The organism is Curtobacterium sp. MCBA15_001, from assembly GCF_001864835.1.
GTDB lineage: Bacteria > Actinomycetota > Actinomycetes > Actinomycetales > Microbacteriaceae > Curtobacterium.
Window position 1 is genome coordinate 40,493 of record NZ_MJGI01000012.1, and the last position, 22,378, is coordinate 62,870.

25 protein-coding genes and 1 tRNA gene are annotated in these 22,378 nt (G+C 71.9%); 17 read left to right on the top strand and 9 right to left on the bottom strand.

The window, feature by feature from the left end; genetic code table 11:
- Window positions 1-19: 19 nt before the first annotated feature.
- A complete protein-coding gene (locus tag BIU90_RS05780; protein WP_083403739.1) occupies window positions 20-1,117 on the top strand; it encodes a DUF917 domain-containing protein in 1,098 nt (365 codons plus the stop codon).
- Window positions 1,114-2,646: a CdaR family transcriptional regulator gene (locus BIU90_RS05785; RefSeq protein WP_083403740.1), complete on the top strand. Its 1,533-nt coding sequence runs from the start codon at window positions 1,114-1,116 to the stop codon at window positions 2,644-2,646. The genes BIU90_RS05780 and BIU90_RS05785 overlap by 4 nt, the downstream gene beginning before the upstream one ends.
- A 13-nt stretch (window positions 2,647-2,659) precedes the next feature.
- Here the strand turns inward: BIU90_RS05785 and BIU90_RS05790 are convergent, their stop codons facing one another.
- From BIU90_RS05790 to BIU90_RS05800, 3 genes are all read right to left on the bottom strand, one after another.
- Window positions 2,660-3,073 carry a DUF2087 domain-containing protein gene (locus BIU90_RS05790; protein WP_071299295.1) on the bottom strand — a complete coding sequence of 138 codons (414 nt, stop codon included), beginning with the start codon at window positions 3,071-3,073 and terminating at the stop codon, window positions 2,660-2,662.
- Window positions 3,070-3,531 (bottom strand): VOC family protein, encoded by a 462-nt coding sequence (locus BIU90_RS05795; protein WP_071299296.1) that lies wholly within the window; start codon window positions 3,529-3,531, stop codon window positions 3,070-3,072. Before BIU90_RS05795 ends, BIU90_RS05790 begins: the two co-directional genes overlap by 4 nt.
- Window positions 3,532-3,661: 130 nt before the next feature.
- Entirely contained in the window at window positions 3,662-4,261 is a 600-nt protein-coding gene (locus BIU90_RS05800; protein ID WP_071299297.1) for a hypothetical protein, read from the bottom strand.
- Between the two features lie 91 nt (window positions 4,262-4,352).
- On the opposite strand from BIU90_RS05800, the gene BIU90_RS05805 reads away from it, so the two are divergent.
- On the top strand, window positions 4,353-4,589 hold the full coding sequence (locus BIU90_RS05805; protein WP_254786955.1) for a hypothetical protein: 237 nt from the start codon (window positions 4,353-4,355) through the stop codon (window positions 4,587-4,589).
- 163 nt (window positions 4,590-4,752) lie between these two features.
- Window positions 4,753-6,009, top strand: coding sequence for an MFS transporter (locus tag BIU90_RS05810; protein WP_071299371.1), 1,257 nt, complete (start codon window positions 4,753-4,755; stop codon window positions 6,007-6,009).
- A 30-nt stretch (window positions 6,010-6,039) separates the two neighbouring features.
- Here the strand turns inward: BIU90_RS05810 and BIU90_RS18610 are convergent, their stop codons facing one another.
- The gene (locus BIU90_RS18610) at window positions 6,040-6,216 is read right to left on the bottom strand and encodes a hypothetical protein (protein WP_175470143.1); all 177 of its coding nucleotides are present in this window, start codon (window positions 6,214-6,216) and stop codon (window positions 6,040-6,042) included.
- 132 nt (window positions 6,217-6,348) lie between these two features.
- Here BIU90_RS18610 and BIU90_RS05815 point away from each other — a divergent pair, with 132 nt between their 5' ends.
- A complete protein-coding gene (locus tag BIU90_RS05815; protein ID WP_071299298.1) occupies window positions 6,349-7,056 on the top strand; it encodes a DUF6584 family protein in 708 nt (235 codons plus the stop codon).
- Between the two features lie 353 nt (window positions 7,057-7,409).
- Here BIU90_RS05815 and BIU90_RS05820 read toward each other — a convergent pair.
- A tRNA-Val gene (locus tag BIU90_RS05820) sits at window positions 7,410-7,482 on the bottom strand.
- Between the two features lie 31 nt (window positions 7,483-7,513).
- The gene (locus BIU90_RS05825) at window positions 7,514-8,098 is read right to left on the bottom strand and encodes a hypothetical protein (RefSeq protein ID WP_071299299.1); all 585 of its coding nucleotides are present in this window, start codon (window positions 8,096-8,098) and stop codon (window positions 7,514-7,516) included.
- A gap of 85 nt (window positions 8,099-8,183) precedes the next feature.
- Here BIU90_RS05825 and BIU90_RS05830 point away from each other — a divergent pair, with 85 nt between their 5' ends.
- From BIU90_RS05830 to BIU90_RS05860, 7 genes are all read left to right on the top strand, one after another.
- Window positions 8,184-8,651 carry an HD domain-containing protein gene (locus tag BIU90_RS05830; RefSeq protein WP_071299300.1) on the top strand — a complete coding sequence of 156 codons (468 nt, stop codon included), beginning with the start codon at window positions 8,184-8,186 and terminating at the stop codon, window positions 8,649-8,651.
- Window positions 8,648-9,025, top strand: a complete 378-nt coding sequence (locus BIU90_RS05835; RefSeq protein WP_071299301.1) for a holo-ACP synthase — start codon at window positions 8,648-8,650, stop codon at window positions 9,023-9,025. The genes BIU90_RS05830 and BIU90_RS05835 overlap by 4 nt, the downstream gene beginning before the upstream one ends.
- A 114-nt stretch (window positions 9,026-9,139) precedes the next feature.
- Window positions 9,140-9,430 (top strand): acyl carrier protein, encoded by a 291-nt coding sequence (locus tag BIU90_RS05840; protein WP_071299302.1) that lies wholly within the window; start codon window positions 9,140-9,142, stop codon window positions 9,428-9,430.
- A complete protein-coding gene (locus BIU90_RS05845) occupies window positions 9,427-10,692 on the top strand; it encodes an acyl-CoA dehydrogenase family protein (RefSeq protein ID WP_083403742.1) in 1,266 nt (421 codons plus the stop codon). Before BIU90_RS05840 ends, BIU90_RS05845 begins: the two co-directional genes overlap by 4 nt.
- The gene (locus BIU90_RS05850; RefSeq protein WP_071299303.1) at window positions 10,689-11,636 is read left to right on the top strand and encodes an amino acid--[acyl-carrier-protein] ligase; all 948 of its coding nucleotides are present in this window, start codon (window positions 10,689-10,691) and stop codon (window positions 11,634-11,636) included. The genes BIU90_RS05845 and BIU90_RS05850 overlap by 4 nt, the downstream gene beginning before the upstream one ends.
- Window positions 11,633-13,219 carry an alpha/beta fold hydrolase gene (locus tag BIU90_RS05855; RefSeq protein ID WP_071299304.1) on the top strand — a complete coding sequence of 529 codons (1,587 nt, stop codon included), beginning with the start codon at window positions 11,633-11,635 and terminating at the stop codon, window positions 13,217-13,219. The genes BIU90_RS05850 and BIU90_RS05855 overlap by 4 nt, the downstream gene beginning before the upstream one ends.
- Before the next feature lie 17 nt (window positions 13,220-13,236).
- Complete coding sequence (locus tag BIU90_RS05860) at window positions 13,237-13,776, top strand: hypothetical protein (protein WP_139195135.1); 540 nt, start codon at window positions 13,237-13,239, stop codon at window positions 13,774-13,776.
- Window positions 13,777-13,796: 20 nt separating this feature from the next.
- Here the strand turns inward: BIU90_RS05860 and BIU90_RS05865 are convergent, their stop codons facing one another.
- From BIU90_RS05865 to BIU90_RS05875, 3 genes are read right to left on the bottom strand one after another with little or no spacing between them, the layout of a single operon-like run.
- The gene (locus tag BIU90_RS05865) at window positions 13,797-14,168 is read right to left on the bottom strand and encodes a hypothetical protein (protein WP_071299306.1); all 372 of its coding nucleotides are present in this window, start codon (window positions 14,166-14,168) and stop codon (window positions 13,797-13,799) included.
- 2 nt (window positions 14,169-14,170) lie between these two features.
- Window positions 14,171-15,133: an alpha/beta fold hydrolase gene (locus BIU90_RS05870; RefSeq protein WP_083403743.1), complete on the bottom strand. Its 963-nt coding sequence runs from the start codon at window positions 15,131-15,133 to the stop codon at window positions 14,171-14,173.
- A 36-nt stretch (window positions 15,134-15,169) separates the two neighbouring features.
- Window positions 15,170-15,658: a peroxiredoxin gene (locus BIU90_RS05875; protein WP_071299307.1), complete on the bottom strand. Its 489-nt coding sequence runs from the start codon at window positions 15,656-15,658 to the stop codon at window positions 15,170-15,172.
- Window positions 15,659-15,902: 244 nt separating this feature from the next.
- On the opposite strand from BIU90_RS05875, the gene aceE reads away from it, so the two are divergent.
- From aceE to BIU90_RS05900, 5 genes are all read left to right on the top strand, one after another.
- A complete protein-coding gene (aceE, locus tag BIU90_RS05880) occupies window positions 15,903-18,650 on the top strand; it encodes a pyruvate dehydrogenase (acetyl-transferring), homodimeric type (RefSeq protein WP_071299308.1) in 2,748 nt (915 codons plus the stop codon).
- A gap of 35 nt (window positions 18,651-18,685) precedes the next feature.
- Complete coding sequence (locus tag BIU90_RS05885) at window positions 18,686-19,885, top strand: CdaR family transcriptional regulator (RefSeq protein ID WP_175470145.1); 1,200 nt, start codon at window positions 18,686-18,688, stop codon at window positions 19,883-19,885.
- Between the two features lie 97 nt (window positions 19,886-19,982).
- Window positions 19,983-20,930, top strand: a complete 948-nt coding sequence (locus BIU90_RS05890) for an ACP S-malonyltransferase (protein WP_071299310.1) — start codon at window positions 19,983-19,985, stop codon at window positions 20,928-20,930.
- Window positions 20,931-21,028: 98 nt separating this feature from the next.
- Window positions 21,029-22,015, top strand: coding sequence for a beta-ketoacyl-ACP synthase III (locus BIU90_RS05895; RefSeq protein WP_071299374.1), 987 nt, complete (start codon window positions 21,029-21,031; stop codon window positions 22,013-22,015).
- A 105-nt stretch (window positions 22,016-22,120) separates the two neighbouring features.
- The gene (locus tag BIU90_RS05900) at window positions 22,121-22,369 is read left to right on the top strand and encodes an acyl carrier protein (RefSeq protein WP_056125310.1); all 249 of its coding nucleotides are present in this window, start codon (window positions 22,121-22,123) and stop codon (window positions 22,367-22,369) included.
- The last annotated feature ends 9 nt before the right edge of the window (window positions 22,370-22,378 follow it).

Sequence of the window (22,378 nt, forward strand, 5' to 3'; positions counted from 1 at the left end):
GGGACGGCATCATGGACCGATGCACCAGCGTGGACCGACACACCAGGGCGACCAGCGTGACGGAGCCGTGACGGGCCTCCAGTCCGATGACGCAGCGGACCTCGGCCGCGGCGCCGCCCTGCTCGGCTGCGGTGGCGGCGGCCAGGTCGACCACATGGTGCACGCGCTGCGCATCGCCCTCGGGACGGCCACCGTCCCGGTCGTGCCCGTGGACGGTGCCGTCCGCTCGGTGATCGCCGTCGGGCTGATCGGGTCGACGACCGTGCTCGAGGAGAAGATCCCGAGCGGGCGTGAGCTGCCGGACGCCCTGGCGGCCGTCGAACGCTGGACGCGGCAACGGGCCGACGCGGTCGTCGCCGCGCAGATCGGCGGGGTGACCGGACCGGCTGCCGCGCTCACCGCCCATGCAGCCGGACTCCCCCTGGTCGACGCGGACCTGGTCGGCCGCGCGACGCCACGCGTCGACCAGCTCAGCCTGTTCGTGGACCCGCTGCCCTCGGTCACCGCCGCGGCGGTCACGTCCAGCGGGCTGCGGATCGTGGTCGACGCACCAGACCCACGCGATCTGGAGACCGTCTGGCGCGAGGCGGTGTCCCACAGCGGTGGCTGGGCGGCGTTCGCGATCGGCCCCGTCGACGCCGCTGTGCTCGCGGAACGCTGTGTCGCGGGCAGCGTGACGCGTGCTGTGCGGACGGGCCGCGCAGCCGCCGGAGCGAGCGACGTGGACGCTCTCGCCCGGCAGGTCGGCGGCCGGCTCGTCAGCCGCGGGCGGGTGCTCGACGTCCAGCGCGGCGGCGACCTGCTGTCGTTCGTCCACGGGTCGATGGTGCTCCGCGACGACCGGACCGGCGCGGTCGTCCGGGTCGAGGCCGGCAGCGAGTGGGTGCACTGCCTGGTCGACGGTGACCCCGTCGCCAGCAGCCCGAGCTGCATCGTGGTCGTGGACGCGCGGACCCGCGCGCCGATCAGCACCGACCGGGTCCGCGTCGGGGACGACCTGGCGGTCCTCGTCCTGCCCGGCGCGTCCTGGTGGTGGGACGCCCCGCACCGGCTCGACCGTGTCGGTCCCCGTGCGTTCGGGATCGACGCAGACACCGTCCCCGAGGTCGCGGCGTGATCCCGGTCTCCGAGCTGCTGCCGCTCATGCCCGCCGCAACCATCGTGCTCGCCGGCCCGACCTCCGGCACCGTCGGCGGGGTGCGGGGCATCGTCGGGTCACCGGAACAGGTCGGCCGTGCGGTCGCCGCCGGGGACGGTGTCGTCGCCCTGCTGACGCCCCTCGAACGGTTCGACGCGCGCTTCGACGTCCTGCTCCGCCGGGCAGCCGCCGCCGGGGTCCCCGCCCTGCTGGTCGGACGCACCGTCGACACGCCGCCGCCCGGACGCGGCACCCTCGCGCTCGCCGACCGGCTGGGCGTCGCCGTCATCGCGACCGACGACCCGTGGACGGCGTCGGTCCGCGTCCACGAGCTCATCGGCTCCGGCGACGCACCGGCCGCGCGCGCCGCCCTCGCCGCCGCGCGCATCGGGCTGGACGCGGGGCCGGACCTCGACGAGCTCTTCGCCCGGCTCGGGTCCGAGCTCGGGCACGAACTGCGGTTCCTCGACTCCTCCGGCCGTGCGCTCCGCGGGGCCGGGGTCGCACCCGACACCGCCGCGGTGCTCGCACGCACCGTCGGGACGAGCGACCCGGTCTGGGTGACCGAGGAGGACGGCGCGGCCGTCGTCGCCGTGCCCGTCCCGACCGGGATCGGCCCCCGCGCCTGGCTCGCCGTGCGGCTGACCGCGCCGCTCCGCGCGGAACGCGCCACCGTCGCGTCAGCGCTGCGCGTCGCCGCCGTCGCGACCGGTCACCGGCTGGTCCTGACCCGACTCGACGACGAACGCGACGCCCGCTGGCGGATGGCGATGCTCGACGACCTCCGCGCGGCCGAGGGGGTGCCCGCGCCGTCGCTCGTCCAGCGGACGATCGCCGCCGGGTGGGAGCTCGACGCCTGGCACATCGGCATCCGGCTCGTCGCACGGACACCGGTCGACACCGTGGCCCTCCGCGGTGCCGTCGAGACCGCTGCCGACGCACACGGGCTCACCGTCACCGTCGTGGAGCAGACCGACGGCTGGGCGCTCTGGACCTCGGCCGACGACGAACCCGACCGGCTCGCCGTGGCCGCCGTCGCCACCGCTGTGCGGTCGGCGCAGAACGACCTCCGCGGCGCGGTCGACACGGCCGCCGGCGTCGGCAGCCTGCACGCCGGGCCGGCCGGTCTCGTGCGGACCCTCGGCGAGGCCGGCGACGCTGCCCGTCTCGCCGCGAGCCGGCCGGAGTCGGGGTACTTCGTGCACGTCGACCGCCTCGGTCTGGCGCAGCTGCTGCTGGCCTGGACGCAGACGGACACGTTCCTGCCGGCAGCGGAGCAGCTGCTCGCGCCCCTCGAGCGCGGTGGCGGCGCGCTCCGGGCAACGCTGGCCGCCTACCTGGACGCCGAGTCGTCCGTGGCCGAGACCGCGGCCGTGCTCGGGGTGCACCGGAACACCGTCTGGGACCGGATCACCCGGATCGAGCGGCTGATCGGGGTCGACCTCAAGGACCCGGAGACGCGACTCGCGCTGCACCTGGCGACGCGGGCGCTGGGCGCTGCGGGGTGACGGGTCCTCCTGCTCAGCGTGTCTGGAGCTGGTAGGCGGCACCGTCAGGGGTCCGGACCAGCACGCCGGTGTCGACCGCGTCGCGCCGGACGAGCGCGACGTCCTCGACGAACATCGCCAGCGCAGCGTTCAACGTCTCCTCGGTGATGCTGCGCCGTGCCGGCAAGCGGTCGAACACGATGCGCACGATCGCGGTCGAGACCTGTTGGCGCTTGCTCGCCTCGATCGGCAGACCGGTGATCCGCCCGACGTGCAGGACGGCCCGGTCGGACAGCAGCAGCTCGATCGCTTCCTTGGCCTCCACGAGCATCCCGCGGTCGACCGTTCCGTCGGGGCCGACCCAGTCGAACCGGTCCGCCGGGATGTCCGGGGTCATCGTGGCCGCGACGACCTGTCGTGCGCGCCGGAGCGCGGAGTGCGTGCTCACTGTGGTCCCCCTTGCACCAGTTCCAGCGTCGCGCCGTGCTCGTCACGCAGATAGCTCATCCGGGACCCGGCGCGGGGTCCGGCGGTCATCAGGTGCGGTTCACCGGGCGGGGTCCAGCCGTACGCGGCCGCACGATCGATGATCCGTGCGAGGTCGTCGACGCGCAGGGCGAGGTGCATCGAACCGGGCGTCTCCGGACCGGGCACACCATCGGCTCGACGGTCCGGCGACTGGTACGCGAGCAGCTCGACCTCCAGGTCACCAGCGACGAGGAAGGCGTGCTGGATGTCCGCCCCCGCCACGCCCGTGACGTGGTGCGCGGCGTCGCCGTGCGTGTGCGAGCGGCGGGTCGGTTCGAAGCCGAGCACGTCGCAGAAGAACGACGTCGTGCGGTCGAGGTCCGCCACGGTGATGCCGACGTGTTCGAACGCCAGCACCTGGGAACTGCTCTGGGTCATGCGTTCGTCCCTCGGTACATCGGTTGCGTGGTCGCGACCCGCGACCACGAAACGTGGGTCAGCGGGAGCGTGACGGTCTGGAGGCTCTGGTTGCGGTGATTACAGAGCGTGCCGTCCCGTCTGGAGTACATCACGACCGCGGACGTGACGGTCCTGGCTCGAAGAGTCGGTGCGGTGTCCGCGCCGTGCAGACCGACCGCCCCGGAGGGAGCTCGTCGTGCTCGAGCTCGTAGTCGCACTCACCACATGTCGTGCCCGTCGCGTCCCGTTCTGTGGGGTGTTCGACCCATGGATGTGTGCACGCGGGGCACACGCTCTCCCGGAGGCGTCTCGACACGGCGCGGTGGTCGAGGACCACCGGCGTTGACCCGTCCCACGGACGCCAGCGCCACCGGCGGCGGACCGCGATGGGCGTCGTGCCGACGTCGAGGAGGACCTGGCTCCGCACGGAGGTGATCACGACGACCTCGCACGGGATGACGCCCCGGAGCCTCACCGCCGTCGCGGTCACGTCGATGGTCTCGAGGACGAGTTCGCCCGTCCCGCCGGTGACGTCGACGACGACGTCCACGGCATCCGGCACGGTCAGCGTGACGGGGAGTCGGACCGTCCGCGCGCTCGTGTCGTGGTCGACGACCGACCCGTGCAGGACGAGCCGTCCGCCGTCCACGCGCACGGCGGTCACGTCGAAGACGGCGTCGTCGAGCTCGTCGAGGGAACGAAGTGGCACGGTGGCATCCTCGCAGTCCTGGTCCGAACATCCTGCCGTCGCCACGACGAGCGAGCCGTCTCCGAAGCAGCTCCGACCTACACTCGACGATGTGACCGGACCGCGCTCCCTGCGACCACCGAAGCCCTTCCAGGGTGAAGCAGTGTGGATCGTGCAGCACGACGAGAGTCCGCACAACACGGTCCTCGGCGTCTTCGCCACGGGCGACGAGGCGTACGCCTTCATGGAGACCGTGAAGGACGACTACGAGAACGGCGTCATCTGTTCCTACTTCCCGATCGGGTACCGGTCCACCGACGGAGAAGTGCTCTACCGAGCCGAGATCTGACGCCAGCAACCGCGGGCTGACCGCCTCACGGCCACGTCGAGGGCTTGCGTCGCCAGCGGTGGTCGAGGCATCATTCCGAGGGTCCGCGGTTCCGCCGGGACCGTCGATGTGCAGTCCGACCTGTCTGCCGACGGCCCTCGCACACCGCGTGGAGGCATCGTCCATGACGACTGCACGCTCTCGGCTCCGTTCGACGCTCGACTCGGTTCGATCACCTGCCCGGCGCTACCGCGACGTCATCCGCCGCCCCGGCGCGATCGCGTTCTGCACGACGGCCGCTGTCGCGCGCCTCGGTGTCGCGATGACCGGACTCGGACTGCTCTTCTCCGTGCGACAGGCAACCGGATCGTTCGTCGCGGCAGGTGCGGCCACCGGGGCGTTCGCCGTCGCGGAGGCCGTGGCTGGGCCGCAAGCAGCCCGCCTCGCGGACCGATGGGGGCAGACACGCGTCCTCCCGGTCGTCGTGGCAGTGCACGTGCTCGCGTTGGCGATCGCGCTCGTGACCGTCGGCCGTGCGCCCCTCCCACTCACGCTCGCAGTGGTCATGGTCGCCGGCGCTGCGGTGCCGCAGCCCGGCGCGCTTTCGGCAGCGCGGTGGTCGGCGCTGGTCCCGGAGCCAGCAGCCCTGCGGATCGCGTTCTCCCTGGAGGCGACGATCAACGACGTCGTGTTCCTCACCGGGCCGGTCCTCGTCACCCTCGTCAGCACACGCATCGCTCCCGGGGCGGGCTCGGCTGCCGCCGCGATGCTCATCGCGACCGGCTGCGGGATGCTCGCCCTCCAACGGCGGACCGCGCCGCCCCCGGTAGGGTCGGACACGACAACGGTGCGCAGCGGTCAGGGATCGCTGCGCAGCCCAGCCTTCTTCGCGGTACTCGGAGTCAACCTCGGACTGGGATGCGTCTTCGGCTCCGTGGGACTCCTGGTGACGGCCGCGACGACTGCGGAGGGACTGCAACCCTTCACCGGTCTGGTCCTGTCCGTGTCGAGCGCCGCCAGCATCGTCGCCGGCCTCGTGTACGGGTCACTGCGGTCCGCCCCGCGGCCGCAGCTCGTGCAACTCCTGGCGACGGCGACGGTCACAGCAGGAGTCCTGATCGCGGTGTGGTCGCCGACGGTGCTCGGGATGACGATCATGCAGTTCGTCGGCGGCTGCGCGATCGCTCCCCTGCTCGCCTCGTCCTCCCAGATCACCCAGGCCATCGTCGACGCCTCGGCCCGGACCCAGGGGTTCACCTGGATCAACTCGGCCTCCGCCGCTGGCATCGCCGTGGGTGCCGGACTCATCGGTGGAGCGATCGAACTCCATGGGGTCCGCTCAGCCGCAGTGCTCCTCACGATCCTCACGCTCGTGGCACTCGCCTCCGCCGCGCATGCGGCACGTGCGAGCCGCACCCACGCACCGACCCCGTCCCGGTAGCCGATCGTTCAGACGGCCCTCGTCGTGCTGTCAGCCGCCGTGCCCGCCGGCATCGGGAGGAGAGACCTGGCTGCCCTGGATCGTCGGTGCCGCCCCGTCCGGGAGCCCTCGGCCGTGCTTGCTCGTGAACCAGCCGAAGTACTGTCCGACCCAGAAGACGACGAGCACGACGACGCTGATGATGACGACCCAGAGCTCGGAAGACATGTCCGCAGGCTAACTGACGGTTGCTCGCATCGCAGCGGGCAAGGCGCTGACGCGCCTGACGGCCCGGCCGTGCCCCGGACTGGAGGCGCGGCACCCGCCCGCCACGCGCCTCCAGTCCGTCATGCTGTCCGGATGGAGGACGAGACGCAGGTCGCGAAGGCGGACGCACTGTGGTTCCGGGGCGACCGCGCCGCTGCGCTGGCTCTCCTCCGCGCCCGCGCACGGTCGCGACCGGATGATCACCGCGTCCGCCTCGCCCTCGCCGAGCGGTACCGCTCCATCGATGCGCCAGACCAGGCGGGGCGCTGGGGCATCACGGTCGAGGGATGGACAACCGAGAGGGAACGGGACCGCGCGGCGCGACTCATCGCCGCTTCTGGCGCGCAGGGATCCGATCTCGCGTCGTTCCTCGCGTTGCCTTCAGGGCCTCTCCCCCGCGCCGTGGAGGAACTCCTGCCCGCGGTCGACGAGTACCGCGAGCGGTTCCGGCAGACCGCGCGTGATCGCTCCACGGCGCCCGAGCCCTCTCCGCTCGAGGACGCCTCGGACGCCGCCCTGGCCATCGGGGCGCTCGTCTTCATCCTCACGGTGCTCGCCACGTGGGCGGCCTCGGCCCTCGCCGGCGATGCCACCGTCTTCGCCCGGTGGGGCTCCGTCACCGCGGTCTGCGTGATGACGCTGTCACCCGCGTTCCGCTGCGTCCGATGGGTCCGTGCCCGCCGGTGGGGCCGAGCGGTCGGGTACGCGGCCGTCACCGTGGTGCTCGCCACAGTGATCGTCGGGCTGATCGCGAACGGCGTCGCCCACGACGGTGCGATCGTGTTCCGCTGGGAGCGCTGAACGCCCGATGCGCCGAGCGTCAGTCGGGCACGGGTGCGCTGTGCTCGGCCTGCATCGTCGCCTGGTGACGGCGCTCAGATCCCGTCGACGATCGCCGCCAGGAGGCGGCTCGGCGGGCGCGCAATCCATCGCCAGCTCCAGAGCATCCTTCGCGGCCACCATCCTGGGGCTTCGCGATCGGCTCGGCGCCGCATGACGCTCGAGCGTTCCGAGCGCGACCACGGCTTGCCGACGTGTCTTGGAGCACGCTTCCTTCGCGGTGCGGCGCGGGAACTCACGATCCGATGCTAGAGGGCAGCTCCGCCAGGGCGGTCCCTCCACAGCCCGACACCGCACCGGCATCACGCGCCAGGTGGGCCCTGCCGGGATCGAACCGACGACATCCACGGTGTAAACGTGGCGCTCTACCAGCTGAGCTAAAGGCCCTTCGGGGCAATGCTACTGCGCGGCGACGTCGTCACGGGTGGTACGCCACCCAGCACCACCGGCCACCGAAGTCGGTGCGCAGCGCGCCGAGGAGTTCGGGGATCAGGTCCCTGCAGCCGCCTGATGTGACGATGCCGACCGAGCTGACGACGATGCTGCCGGAGGTGTCCTGGTCGCCCGTCAGCGCGGTGCCCGCGCAGTTCCCGCACGTCAGGGTCGGCTCGGGCCCCTCCAGCCAGTCGTTGAACGCCGCCCAGAACGGTTCGTCCTCGAAGGGCGTTCCGCAGGACCGACAGTCGGACGGCCCGGTGGTGTCCCCGAGGAACCAGATGCGGTGGTCCTCGTCGTGTGGGACGTGGACGGAGATGAAGTCCCACAGCGGGTCGTGGCCAGGGCGACCCGAGTCGTGCGGCTTCGCGGTGAAGCCGGGTCCGATGAGGTCGGCCGGCAACGGGGAGCGCGGCGTGCTGGTGTTGTGCGGAGTGGGGTCGACCGCGTCGGGGTGCGGGACAGCGAGACGTCGTCGTCGGAGGAACGACCGCACCTGCGCGGCGACCGCGTTCGCGTCGTCAGGGGCGACGTCGAGCGCGAGCACCTGGTGCCGGTCGTCGCTCACGGATCGCTCGTCCGGTCCACGCGTCCACCGTGGTGCCGGACCCCCTGCCCGACGTGACGAAGCCGACCCGTGCCACGCTGGGGCCATGACGGACATGGTGACGACGGCGCGCGGGGTCGCGACCGAGGCGCACGCGGGACAGGTGGACAAGGTCGGCCGGCCGTACATCGAGCACCCGGCGGCGGTCGCGGCGCGGCTGACCACCGTGGACGAGCAGGTCGTCGGCTGGCTGCACGACGTCGTCGAGGACACGGACACCACCCTCGCGGCACTCCGGGCGACGGGCTTCACCGTCGAGCAGGTGATGGCGGTCGACGCGATGACGAAGCGCCCCGGTGAGCCCCTCGCCGACTCGATCGCACGGGTGATGGCCGACCCGATCGCGCCGCGGGTGAAGCGCGCCGACGTCAGCCACAACGCCGACCCGGCGCGGCTCGCACTGGTGCAGGACACGGCGACACTGGCCCGTCTGCAGGCGAAGTACGAGCGGACGGCGGCGCTGCTCGGCACGACGCTCGACGCCGTCCTCGCCGAGTTCGGCGTCCGCCCGTGACCCAGATCCGCACCGGCTGCGACCTGGCCTCGGCCGACGACGTGCGTGCCGGCATCAGCGCCCACGGCGAGCGCTACCTGTCCCGGCTCTTCACCCCGCGTGAGCGTGCCGACACCGGCGACGACCCGGAGCGCCTGGCCGCCCGCTTCGCCGGGAAGGAGGCGGTGGTCAAGCTCCTGCGTCCCTCCCGGTCCGACCCGGTGCCGCTCCACGACGTCGCCATCGTCCTCGACGAGCACGGTGCGCCCGTCGTCGAACTCACGGGCACGGCGGCCGAGCTCGCCGCCGCCGCGGGGATCGAGGACATCGCGGTGTCGCTGTCCCACGAACGGGGGCTGGCGCTGGCGAGTGCCGTTGCGCTTTCCCAACACTGAGCGCGGGCATCACCGGCGAGCCTGTCACCCTGCTCAGGGACGTACCCCGACGGTGCGGGTTCCCGCACCCGGGTGGCGGTTTCCCGGGGCGACTCCGTTCGTATCGTTGCTCGCATGCAACAGGACCAGAACCCCGGATCGACCTTGACCGTGCTCGCTGACCCGACCGCAGAACCGGCGGTCCGACAGGCGCTGGCGGACCACGGCCGCCTGAGTGTCGACGCCTGGGAGGTCGCTGCGGACGCCGACCTCTACGCGCTGGGACTCTCCTCTCACGCGACGGTCAACGTGATGCTCGCGGTCGAGAACGAGCTGGACACCGAGTTCCCGGACGCCGTCCTGAACCGGGCGACCTTCGGCTCGGTGTCCTCGATCGTGGCCGCGGCCACCCTGGCGACGTCGTGACCCTGACGCAGCCGGACGCCGCGGCACACGAGCACCGGCCCGACGCAGACACGAACGACCGCGTCGAACGGACCGTCGACCGGTTCGCGGAGCGCACCGCAGCGGTCGCCGCCGTCGCCGCGCAGCACGCGGAGGAGGTCGACCGCGACGCCCGTCCCCCGCGCGAGGCGATCGCCGCGATGCGCGAGTACGGCCTGCTCGCAGCAGCCGTCCCGACCGAGCTCGGCGGCGAGGGTGCCTCCGTGTCCGAGCTGTCGACGATCGCGACCGAGCTCGGGCGCGCCTGCGCCGCCACGGGCATGGTGTTCGCGATGCACCAGGGTCAGGTCATGGCCCTCTGGCGACACGGTGGTGACGGCGCCGGTGTGCTCGCCGTGGTCAGCGCGGTCCGCGACGGGGCCCTCGTGGCGTCGTCGACGACCGAGAAGGGCGTCGGTGGCGATGCCCGCCGCTCGACCTGCGCGATCGAGACGGTCGAACCGGGCGACGCACGGCTGACCGGGACGCACCGCGACGACCTGACGACGCGGATCCGCCTGCGCAAGGACGCGCCGGTGATCTCCTACGCGACCGAGGCCGACGTGCTGTTCGTCACCGCTCGCCGCGACCCCGAGGCCGCGGCGTCCGACCAGCGCCTGGTGGCCAGCTGGACGAAGGACACCGTGCTGACGCAGACGTCCACGTGGGACACGATGGGCCTCCGTGGCACGTGCAGCAACGGGTGGGTCCTGGACACCGAGACCACCTCGGACGCCGTCTTCCGCGACGACTACGCGAAGATCTCCGCGCAGACCGTCCTGCCCGTCTCGCACGTCCTCTGGGCGTCGGTCTGGCTCGGCATCGCGGCGTCCGCGGCCGAGCGTGCCCGGGCAGCGGTGCGCAAGCAGGCGCGGGCGAACGTCGGCACCACCCCGCCCGGGGCACTCCGGCTCGCCGAGCTCCTCGTGGACCTGCAGGCCCTGGCGGACACCGTCCGCCACGCGGCCGAGCGGTTCGACCGCATCGCGGACGACCCGGAGGCCCTGGAGTCCAGTGCCTACGCGCTCTCCGCCAACGCCCTGAAGATCGGCGCCTCCGAGCGGGTCACCGACCTCGTCACGAAGGCCCTGCGCATCGTCGGCATCGCGGGGTACGCCGCGTCCGGGCCGATGAGCATCTCCCGACACCTGCGCGACGCCCACGGTGCGGCCGTCATGGTGAGCAACGACCGCCTCCTGCAGAACGACGCGGGGCTGTCCCTGATGACCGGAGCGATCCTGTGACCCTCACCGACACCACCACCGCCACGACGAGTCCGCTGGACGCCGCGCGTGCCGCACTCCGTGCCCGCCTGCTGACGGACGGCGTGCTCATCGACCTCGGCTCCCCCGGCCTCTACGGCCGCACCGGCGTCTTCGAGCGCGTGTACGCCGCCGTCGACGCCGCCGGCGTCCGGTCGATGGCGGACCTCGACACCGAGGTCGTCCGGTTCCCCCCGGTGGAGCCACTCGCCGCGTTCGAGCGCACCGACTACATCGCGTCGTTCCCGGACCTGGCGGCGTCGATCTCCGGCTTCGTCGGCGACGACCGCAAGCACCGTGAGCTGCTGGCGGCCCGCGAGCGCGGCGAGCGCTGGGAGGGCTTCCTCGACCCGGCCGACCTGATGCTGACGCCGGCTGTCTGCCATCCGCTGTACGGCCTCCTGACCGGCACCCTGCCGGACGGAGGGCGCATGTTCGACATCCTCGGCGACTCGTTCCGCCGCGAACCCTCGCTCGACCCGATGCGACTGCAGGCCTTCCACATGCACGAGTTCGTGCACGTCGGGACCGCGGCGTCGGCGCAAGCGCACCGCGACGGACGCATCTCCGTGATGCGCGAGCTCCTGACCTCGTTCGGACTCGAGATCGACGTGGTGCCGGCAAACGACCCGTTCTTCGGTCGCGTGGGCAAGATCCTCGCCCGGAACCAGGTCGAGCAGTCGCTCAAGTTCGAGTTCGTCACGCCGGTCTACGGCGACGCCGGCGACCCGACCGCCATCGGTTCGGCGAACCTGCACGAGGACCACTTCGGCGCCTCGTTCGCCATCCGCTCCGCCGACGGCGAGGTCGCCCACAGCGCCTGTGTCGCCTACGGGTTGGAACGCGTCACGATCGCCCTGTTCGCCGCGCACGGCACCGAACCGGCCTCGTGGCCGGCCGAGGTCCGTCGCGCGCTGGCACTGTGACCACGACACACGGGTGGTCGGGGACGCCGGCGATCCGTGTCGCGGTGCAGACGCCGCCGTCGGCGCGTGCCGGCGTGGTGATCTGCCCGCCGCTCGGCCAGGAGCACGTGATCGCCTACCGCACGCTCCGCCTGCTGGCAGACCGCCTGGAGGCTCGTGGCGTGGCCTCGGTGCGCCACGACCCGTCCGGACGTGGTGACTCCCAGGCCGACGACGACCCCGACGCGTTCGTCCGGTCCGCCCGGCAGGCCGCGGCCGTGCTCCGCACGACCGGCATCGAGCGCGTCGTCTTCGTCGGACTGGCGTCGGGGGCGCTCGTCGCATCGGCCGCGGCCTCGGACGACGACGGCCTCGTGCTCTGGGACGCACCGGAGTCGGGCCGCGCATGGCTCCGACGACAGCGTGCGCTCGCGACGATGACGATCGGCGCGGACCGCGTGGTCGACGGCCTCGAGACCCTGGTCGGGATCGACCTCGACGCCGACCAGGTCGCCGCCGTCGCAGCGCTCCGCCACCACCCCCGTGGTGCGGACACCCTGGTGCTCGTCCGGCCCGGAGCCCGCGCCCCGAAAGCGCTCGGCAGCCTCGACGTGGTCGAGGTCCCTGGCAGTGCCGAGCTCCTCGACGGCACGAGCATCCACGCCCGCATCCCCGAGGTGGCGGTCGACGCCGTCGTCGCGTGGGTCGACGAGCACGTCCCGACGCAGGCGGTGTCGACCCGTGCGCCCGTCGTCGACGCCGTGCTCGACCTGGGCGACGGCATGTCCGAACGCATCCGGTCGCTCGGGCCCCACGCCCTGTTCGCGATCGAGACGTCGCCTGCGCGGTTCGATCGGGACACCCCCGTCGTGCTGCTGCACAACGGCGCCGCCGAGCACCGTGTCGGTGCAGCCGACTACCAGGTGCAACTGGCGCGCTCCCTCGCCCGTGACGGCGCCCGCGTCGTGCGCCTGGACCGCCGCGGCACCGGTGAGAGCACCGCGGTGGCAGCGGACGAACGCGACCACCTCTTCGGGCAGGAGTGGGTCGACGACCAAGCTGCGGTCCTGGCGGCGCTCGGCGCCGACCACGATCGTCTCGCCCTCGTCGGGATGTGTGCCGGCGCCTGGGTCGCAGGACGGTCCGCTGCGGAGCGCCCCCGTCTGGTGGTCGAGATCAGCCCCAACGACTACCGGCGGAGGCCGGCGTCGCCGGGCAGCTACAGCGACGCGGTCCGCGCAGTCGACTCGCCCTCGCCGGCACGGCAGTGGGTGCGCGACCGGTACAACGTCGTCGTGCCGAAGGCGATCCGGGACCGCATCGCACGTCGCGACCGGTCCGGAGGCGTCGTGGAGCACGTCCGTCCGCTCGTGACGGCCGGCACCGACGTCGTGCTGATCGCCGCCGATGTCGACGCCGCGCTGTTCCAGACCCTCGGCGGCGGTACGGCGCTGCAGCGGTACCGCCCGGGCGGCGTCCACGGGTCGGTGACCCTGGTGCACGTGCCCGACGGCGACCACTCGCTGTTCTCCCCGCACATGCGGCGGCGGGTCGTGTCCGAAGTCCGCGCACGGGTCGCTGCGACGTTCCCGGCGCGCGTCTGACCGTGTAGGCAGAGGGGGTGCGACGAGCGACGACGGCGGTGACGGCAGCGGCGCTCGTGGTGCTCCTGACCGGGTGCTCCTCCCCGCAGCACGGACCGCCGTGGCCCCGTCCGACGGACCTCGCCGCCCGCGCCGAGGCCGCCGGTCTGCACGACGTGTGGGGGCAGCGTCTCGCCGAGCACATCCACACCCACCTGACGATCACCGACGGCGGGGAGCCGGTCGTCGTGCCCGGGAACATCGGGCACTCGGACGCGCAGCGGTTCGCCGCCGAGATCCACACCCACGACACGTCGGGCATCATCCACGTCGAGTCCCCCGAGCGTCGCGAGTTCACGCTCGGCCAGTTCTTCGACGAGTGGGGCGTCTCGCTCGGCCCTGGTCACGTCGGCGGACTGCATGGCGACCTGACGGTGTGGGTCGACGGGTCTCGGTTCTACGGCAACCCGCGTTCGATCGCGCTGCGCGACCTCGAGCAGGTCGACCTCGTCGTCACGACCTTCGGCGAGGCTCCGCACCGCCCGGCCGCGTTCGACTGGCCCCCGCAGTACCACTGACCCGCGACCCGGCGCCGTCGTCAGGCGAGCAGCCGGAGCACCATGCCCGCCTCGATCGTGACCGCGACCTGCAGCAGCGGCGTCCCGAGGAGCACCCAGCCGAAGACCGGGCGGAGTCCCTGGAGCGCGAGACGGAACACGCCGCACACGACGCAGAGGACGTCGCACACGGGCACCCCGAGCAGGGCGGGCACCTCGACGGCCGGGACCGTCGCGCAGTACACCTCGCACGACGCGGGCGTCGTGAGCAGGTTGTGCAGGTCGATCGAGAAGGCGACGTGGGCGAGCACCAGGACCAGGACGCCGGCGACGGTGACGGCCTTCGGCAGGACCGGTCGTCGCGCGGGCCCCGGCACCGTCCACGCGATCGGCGGGAGCTCACCACGTGACACGGTCAGAGCGTACGGCCCGGTGCCAGGGCCGTGACGACGGCGTCGGGGTGCTCGACGTGGGCGAAGTGGCCGCAGTCGTCGAGCAGCACCGTGCGGACGTCCGGCAGCACCGCCGCCAGGTGGTCCAGGTCACTGACCCGGGCGAAGACGTCGTCTCGACCGGCGACGGCGGTCACCGGTACCGGGATCGTGCGCCAGCGATCGGTGTCGTAGGCAGCGCCGGACGCGGCAGCGCCCAGGAACCCGGCGGGCCGGAGCTCCTCGACGAAGGCGTCGAGGACACTGCGGTCGAGTGCGCCGACGTGGGTGAACACCGGTGCGGCCATGAGCCGCAGGAGCCCGACGCCGGCGAGTGCGCGGAGCATCGGGACCGCGGCGCTCCGCGTGACGGCGAGTCCGGCACGCAGCAGGGCGAACGCCGGCAGGGTCGCGATGCCGCGGACCGGGTGGCGCGCGGCCGCCACGGCGGCGAAGGTCGTCCCGGACACCAGACCGATCGACCGGACGCGGTCCGGGGCGGTGACGCCGAGGTGCAGCGCCACGAAGGCACCCATGGAGTGCCCGACCACGTCCACGGCGGTGTGCCCGAGCGCGTCGAGCACCTCGGTCAGCACGCGGACCGCGTCGTCCACACCGAGCGGAGTCGACGGCGTGGGCGACGATCCCCACCCGGGCAGGTCGACGAGCACGAGACCGCGGTCACCGAAGCCGTGCGCCGCGCGCAGGACCGGCGTCCACGTGGTCCAGGACCCGGCGACGCCGTGCAGGAGCAGCAGGGGACGCACGCCGGCTCGCGCGTGCACCACGACCGGTCCGACCGAGGTCGGCACGACCGACCGCGCCAGCTGCCACGGGGCGGGGTCGCTCGTCACCGGGAACGGCGCGTACGCGGTGGACGTGACCACGTCGGGTCGGTGCGTCTCGTCGATGCCGTGCACCGTGCCTCCTGTCCGGTGCGGGTGCACCTGACCAGGGTTCGGAACGGAGGGTCCCGGCGGTTGCTAGCCGACCGCGACGGGCGCCGTGCAGGCGGCCAGCCGGTCGAGCGCCGCGCGGTACTCGGTCACGTCGCGGGCGACGCCGGGCTCCGAGATGATCGACGCGCGGATGCGGCCCTGCACGTCGATGACGAACGTGGCGCGGTTCGCGAAGCCCTTGTGCTCGAGGAAGACGCCGTACTCCTTGGCGACGGCACCGTGCGGCCAGAAGTCGGCGAGCAGCTCGAAGTCGTAGCCGTTCTGGTCGGCGAACGAGCGCAGCGTGGCCTTCGAGTCGACCGAGATGCCGATGAGCTCGATGCGGTTGTCCTGGAACATCGCGATGTTGTCGCGCAGGTCGCAGAGCTCCGTCGTGCAGGTCGACGAGAACGCCAGCGGGAAGAAGACGAGGGCGACCGGGCGGGTGCCGCGGAAGTCGCTGAGGCGGACGTGCTCACCGAACTGGTTCGGGAGTTCGAAGTCCGGCGCGAGCGAGCCGATCTCCAGTGCCATCGTGCGTACTGCTTCCTCGGGCTGCGGGTGTGCCCGGTCGGTCCGTGCCTCGGCGGGTCTGCGCGGGCACGATCGGCAATCGTACGCCGACGGCTCGCGAATGCAAGCAGCGCGCAGGATGCGTGCGGTCAGGCTCTCTGTCTGCCGTGGGGCCTAGAGTGGTCGAGGCTCCCACCGCAGGTCGCGACCCGATCGACCGGTGGACCACACATGTCCACCACCACGAGAACGAACGAGGTCAAGGGTGACGGTGAACGACCAGGACCCGCGCAGCACTGCAGCAGGGACCGACCAGGACCCCGAGGAGACCGCAGAGTGGCGTGAGTCGCTCGATGGGCTCGTCGCGACGCACGGCCACCAGCGGGCCCGCGAGATCATGCAGAGCCTGCTGAAGCGCTCGAACGAGCTGCACCTCGGCGTGCCGATGGTCCCGACGACGGACTACGTCAACACGATCGCGCCCGAGGACGAGCCGGAGTTCCCCGGCAACGAGGAACTCGAGCGCCGCTACCGCCGGTGGATCCGCTGGAACGCCGCCATCACGGTGCACCGCGCGCAGCGTCCGGGCATCGCGGTCGGTGGCCACATCTCGACGTACGCGTCGAGCGCCGCGATGTACGAGGTCGGCTACAACCACTTCTTCCGTGCGCAGGACCACCCCTCCGGCGGCGACCAGGTCTTCTTCCAGGGCCACGCCTCCCCCGGCATGTACGCCCGCGCGTACATGGAAGGCCGACTCGGCGAGGACCAGCTCGACGGCTTCCGTCAAGAGCAGTCTCACGCCGGTGGCGGCCTGTCGTCGTACCCGCACCCGCGACTCATGCCGCACTTCTGGCAGTTCCCGACCGTGTCGATGGGCATCGGCCCGATCAACGCGATCTACCAGGCCCAGCAGGCCAAGTACCTGTCGAACCGTGGGATCAAGGACGCGATGGACCAGCAGGTCTGGGCGTTCCTGGGCGACGGCGAGATGGACGAGGTCGAGTCCCGCGGACAGCTGCAGGTCGCCGCGAACGACGGCCTCGACAACCTCAACTTCGTCATCAACTGCAACCTGCAGCGCCTCGACGGACCGGTCCGCGGCAACGGCAAGATCATCCAGGAGCTCGAGGCGTTCTTCCGCGGCGCCGGCTGGAACGTCATCAAGGTCGTGTGGGGCCGCGAGTGGGACGACCTGCTCGCGCGCGACACCGAGGGCGCCCTGCTCAACCTGATGAACCAGACGCCGGACGGCGACTACCAGACGTACAAGGCCGAGAACGGCGCGTACGTCCGCGAGAACTTCTTCGGGCGCGACCCGAAGGCGCTCGAACTGGTCAAGGACTACTCCGACGACCAGATCTGGAACCTCAAGCGCGGTGGCCACGACTACCGCAAGGTCTACGCGGCGTTCAAGGCGGCGACCGAGCACAAGGGCCAGCCGACCGTCATCCTCGCGAAGACGGTCAAGGGCTACGGCCTGGGTCCGAGCTTCGAGGGCCGCAACGCGACCCACCAGATGAAGAAGCTCACGCTCGACAACCTCAAGCAGTTCCGCGACGAGATGCGCATCCCGATCTCCGACGCGCAGCTCGAGGAGAACCCCTACACGCCGCCGTACTACCACCCGGGCAACGACGACGAGGCGATCCAGTACATGCACGAGCGCCGTCGGGCCCTCGGCGGGTACGTCCCGGAACGCCGCACGAAGTACACCTCGATCACGCTGCCGGACGACAGCAAGTACCAGGTCGTCAAGAAGGGCTCCGGCAAGCAGGAGATCGCCACCACCATGGCGTTCGCCCGGCTGCTCAAGGACCTGCTGCGCTCCCCCGACTTCGGCAACCGCGTGGTGCCGATCATCCCGGACGAAGCGCGCACGTTCGGCATGGACGCGTACTTCCCGACCGCGAAGATCTACAACCCGAACGGCCAGCACTACACGTCGGTCGACCGTGAGCTCCTCCTGGCCTACAAGGAGAGCCCGCAGGGTCAGATCATCCACGTCGGCATCAACGAAGCCGGGGCCATGGCGGCCTTCACCGCCGTCGGCACCTCGTACTCGACGCAGGGCGAGCCGCTCATCCCGGTCTACGTCTTCTACTCGATGTTCGGCTTCCAGCGCACCGGCGACGCGATCTGGGCCGCCGGTGACCAGATGACCCGCGGGTTCATGATCGGCGCCACCGCCGGTCGGACCACCCTGACGGGTGAGGGCCTGCAGCACGCGGACGGCCACTCGCTGCTCCTGGCGGCGTCGAACCCGGCAGTCGTGTCCTACGACCCCGCGTACGGCTACGAGATCGGGCACATCGTGCAGGCCGGGCTCGACCGGATGTACGGCACGAACGAGGACGGCTCGCCGAAGCACGCCGAGCCGAACGTCATGTACTACCTGACGGTCTACAACGAGCCGATCGTCCAGCCGGCCGAGCCCGAGGGCATCGACGTCGACGGCATCGTCAAGGGCATGTACCTGCTCAAGGCGAGCGAACACGACGGCCCGAAGGCCCAGCTGCTGGCATCCGGTGTCGCCGTGCCGTGGATCCTCGAGGCGCAGCAGCTGCTCGCCGAGGACTGGGGCGTGTCCGCCGACGTCTGGAGCGTCACGAGCTGGGGTGAGCTGTACCGCGACGGTCTCGCCGCGGACCAGCACGCGTTCCTCAACCCGAACGAGCAGCCCCGCACGCCGTACGTCACCGAGCGGCTGCTCGGCACCGAGGGTCCGGTCGTCGCGGTCAGCGACTTCATGCACCAGGTGCAGGAGCAGATCCGTCCGTTCGTGCCGACCGACTACGCCACGCTCGGCGCCGACGGCTTCGGCTTCTCGGACACCCGTCCGGCAGCTCGCCGCTACTTCCACATCGACGGCCCCTCGGTCGTCGTGCGGACGCTGCAGCAGCTGGCGCGCCAGGACAAGATCGACGGCGCCCTCGTCCAGCAGGCGATCGACAAGTACCGCCTGCACGACGTGACCGCCGGCACCACGGGCAGCGCCGGCGGCGAGAGCTGACCCGCACGGTGACGACACCCCGCACCGATCCTGCCGTGAGCCAGCAGAGCGATCGCGAACGCGCGCTCTCCTGGCTCCGGCAGGTGTCGGGCGAACTCTCGACCGCCACGATCAAGCGGCTCGAGGACACGCTCCCCTGGTACAGCGAGATGCCCCCGGGTCGACGCTCCGCCGTCGGCATGGTGGCGCAGGCCGGCATCACGTCGTTCATCTCATGGCTCGAGGGCAGCGCGTCGACCCCGTGGATCGCCGCCGCCGACGTGTTCGGCTCGGCACCGCGCGAACTCCTGCGCTCGGTGAGCCTGCAACAGACCCTGCAGCTCATCCGGGTCGTCGTCACCGTCGTCGAGGAACGTGCCGCGGACGACGAGATGCTGCAGGAGGCGATCCTCAAGTACTCGCGCGACATCGCGTTCGCCGCGGCCGACGTCTACGCCCGCGCCGCCGAGGCACGTGGGCTGTGGGACGCGCGGCTCGAGGCCCTGGTCGTCGACTCGATCCTGTCGGGCGAGTACGACGACGAGCTGCCGTCCCGCATCGCGGCGCTCGGCTGGCACGGGCACGGCGAGGTCGCGGTCCTGGTCGGCACCGCGCCGAAACAGCTCGAGGTGGACCAGGTCCGCCGGACCGCCCGCCACATGGACGCCGACGTGCTCATCGGCGTGCAGGGCTCCCGGCTCGTCGTGGTCATCGGCCGCGCCACCGGGCGTGACGACGTCCCCGACGGCGAAGAGCCCGTGTCGTTCATGGCGATCGCGCAGTCCCTGGAACCGCTCTTCGGCGAAGGCCACCTGGTCCTCGGCAACGAGGTCCCCGGTGTCGTCGACGCCTCGACCTCGGCCAAGGCCGCCCTGGCCGGGTTCGCCGTGGCACGGGCTTGGCGTGGTGCACCCCGACCCGCCCTGGCGGACGACCTGTTGCCCGAACGCGCACTGGCCGGCGACCCGCTCGCCCGCTCGGCCCTGGTCCAGCGCATCTACGTGCCGCTCAAGGACCAGTCCACCGAACTGCTGCAGACGCTGTGGTGCTACCTGGACACCGGGCGCTCCCTCGAGGCCACGGCACGCGAACTGTTCGTGCACCCGAACACCGTCCGCTACCGCCTGCGCCGCGTGGCCGACATCATCGGCTGGGACGCCACCCACGCCCGCGATGCCCTGATCGTGCAGTCGGCGCTGATCCTCGGCGCGATGTCCGAGTCGGCATCCGGCCGCCGACGCCCGGTTCGCCGGTAGCCACCCTGCCCGCCGGTAGGGGTCCCACAATGTCGCGTCCCGATCTGTGTCGGGAGTCCACACGGGTGCGGCTCGACATGCCAGACAGGATTGTCCGGTGATCGTCGTCGTCGCGCCCGGACAGGGCTCCCAGACCCCCGGCTTCCTCGCCCCCTGGCTCGAGGACGCAGCCGTCCGTGACCGCGTCGGGCAGTGGTCCGACGCGATCGGCGTCGATCTCGCCCACCACGGCACCGAGTCCGACGCGGACACCATCAAGGACACCGCGCTGGCGCAGCCGCTCATCGTCGCGGCGGGCATCATCACCGCCGACGCGCTGCTGGCCGACGGCCGTCGCGACCTGGTCGGCGGCGTCGCCGGGCACTCGGTCGGCGAGTTCACCGCCGCCGCCGTCGCGGGCATCCTGCAGCCCACCGACGCGATCGCGCTCGTCGCCGAGCGCGGCCGAGCGATGGCCGATGCCGCAGCGCTCGAACCGACGTCCATGGCCGCCGTGCTCGGCGGTGACCCGGACGAGGTCGCCCGGGCGCTCGAGACCCACGGCCTCGTCGCCGCGAACCACAACGGCGGCGGCCAGACCGTCGTCGCCGGTACCGCCGACGCGATCGCTGCCCTCGCCGCCGACGCGCCGGCAAAGGCCCGCGTCGTGCCGCTCGCCGTCGCCGGCGCCTTCCACACCCGGTACATGGCCCCGGCCGTCGACCGTGTCGCCCCGGTGGCGGCGGCGTCCGCGGTCAGTGACCCCACGCTCCCGATCTGGACGAACGCCGACGGCTCGCGCGTCGACGACGGCCGGCACTTCGTCGACCTGATGGTCCGGCAGATCGCCAGCCCCGTGCACTGGGACGCCGTGATGGCGTCGTTCCAGCAGACCGGCGTCACCGGGATCATCGAACTCGCACCCGCCGGTGCGCTCGTCGGACTCGCCAAGCGCGGCATGCGCGGCATCCCGAGCGTCGCGATCAAGTCCCCCGAGGACCTGCCGGCCGCGATCGAACTGCTGCAGAGCGCCCAGGGCGCGGAGAAGACCGAGGTGACCGCGTGACGGACGCAAGCACGACCGACGGAGCGGCCACGAGCCTCCAGGCCGGACAGGAGGCCCCAGGCACGACGAGCGCGCCGGCTGCGGCCGGCCGTCCGGTCCTGTCCCAGCGCCGCGGCCACGAGTTCAGCCGCATCCTCGCCTTCGGTGCCGCTCGCGGTGACAAGACCGTGCCGAACGAGGACCTGATCGGCCCGATCGACTCGTCCGACGAGTGGATCCGGCAGCGCACCGGCATCATCACCCGGATGCGTGCTGGCGCCGACGTCGAGGCCGTCGACCTGGCCGAGACCGCCGCGCGCGAGGCCATCGCCAAGGCGGGCATCGCGCCCGAGCAGATCGGCGTCGTGCTCGTCAGCACCGTCACCCACACCGTCGCCACCCCGTCGATGGCAGCGCTGCTGGCCGAGCGGATCGGCGCGACCCCCGCTGCCGCGTACGACATCAGCGCCGCGTGCGCCGGGTACGCGTACGGCATCGCCCAGGCCGACTCGTTCGTGAAGTCCGGCATCGCCGACCACGTGCTCGTCGTCGGGGCCGAGAAGCTCAGCGACGTCGTCGACCCGACCGACCGCTCGATCTCGTTCCTGCTCGGCGACGGAGCCGGCGCCGCGATCGTCGGCCCGAGCGACTTCCCCGGGATCGCGCCGACCATCTGGGGCTCCGACGGCTCGAAGTGGGACGCGATCGGCATGACGGCGACCTACAACGAGTGGGCCGCCGGCGCTCCCCGACCGACCATGCGCCAGGCGGGTCAGACCGTCTTCCGCTGGGCGGTGTGGGAGATGGTCAAGGTCGCCCGCGAAGCACTCGACGCCGCCGGTGTCAGCCCTGACCAGCTCGCCGCGTTCGTGCCGCACCAGGCGAACATCCGCATCATCGACGAGTTCGCCAAGCAGCTCGGCATCCCCGAGTCCGTGATGATCGCCCGCGACATCACCACCACGGGCAACACCTCCGCCGCGAGCATCCCGCTCGCGTCGCACCGCCTGCTCGAGGAGCACCCGGACCTGTCGGGCGGGCTCGCCCTGCAGATCGGGTTCGGCGCCGGACTCGTGTTCGGCGCGCAGGTGGTCGTCCTGCCCTAGGACGTCCCGCACTTCCCCCACTGCCGCCCGGCGGCGGGCGCGGATCGACCCCGTGCCCTAGGCTGGTCCACGGTCAAACGACACCCCCCTCAAGGAGACACCATCATGGCCCTGTCCAACGAAGAAGTCCTCGCCGGCCTGGCCGAGCTGATCAACGACGAGACCGGCATCGCGACCGACACGGTCCAGGCCGACAAGTCGTTCACGGACGACCTCGACATCGACTCCATCTCGATGATGACCATCGTCGTCAACGCCGAAGAGAAGTTCGACGTCAAGATCCCGGACGAAGAGGTCAAGAACCTCAAGACCGTCGGTGACGCCGTCGACTTCATCGTCAAGGCCCAGGCCTGACCTGAACTT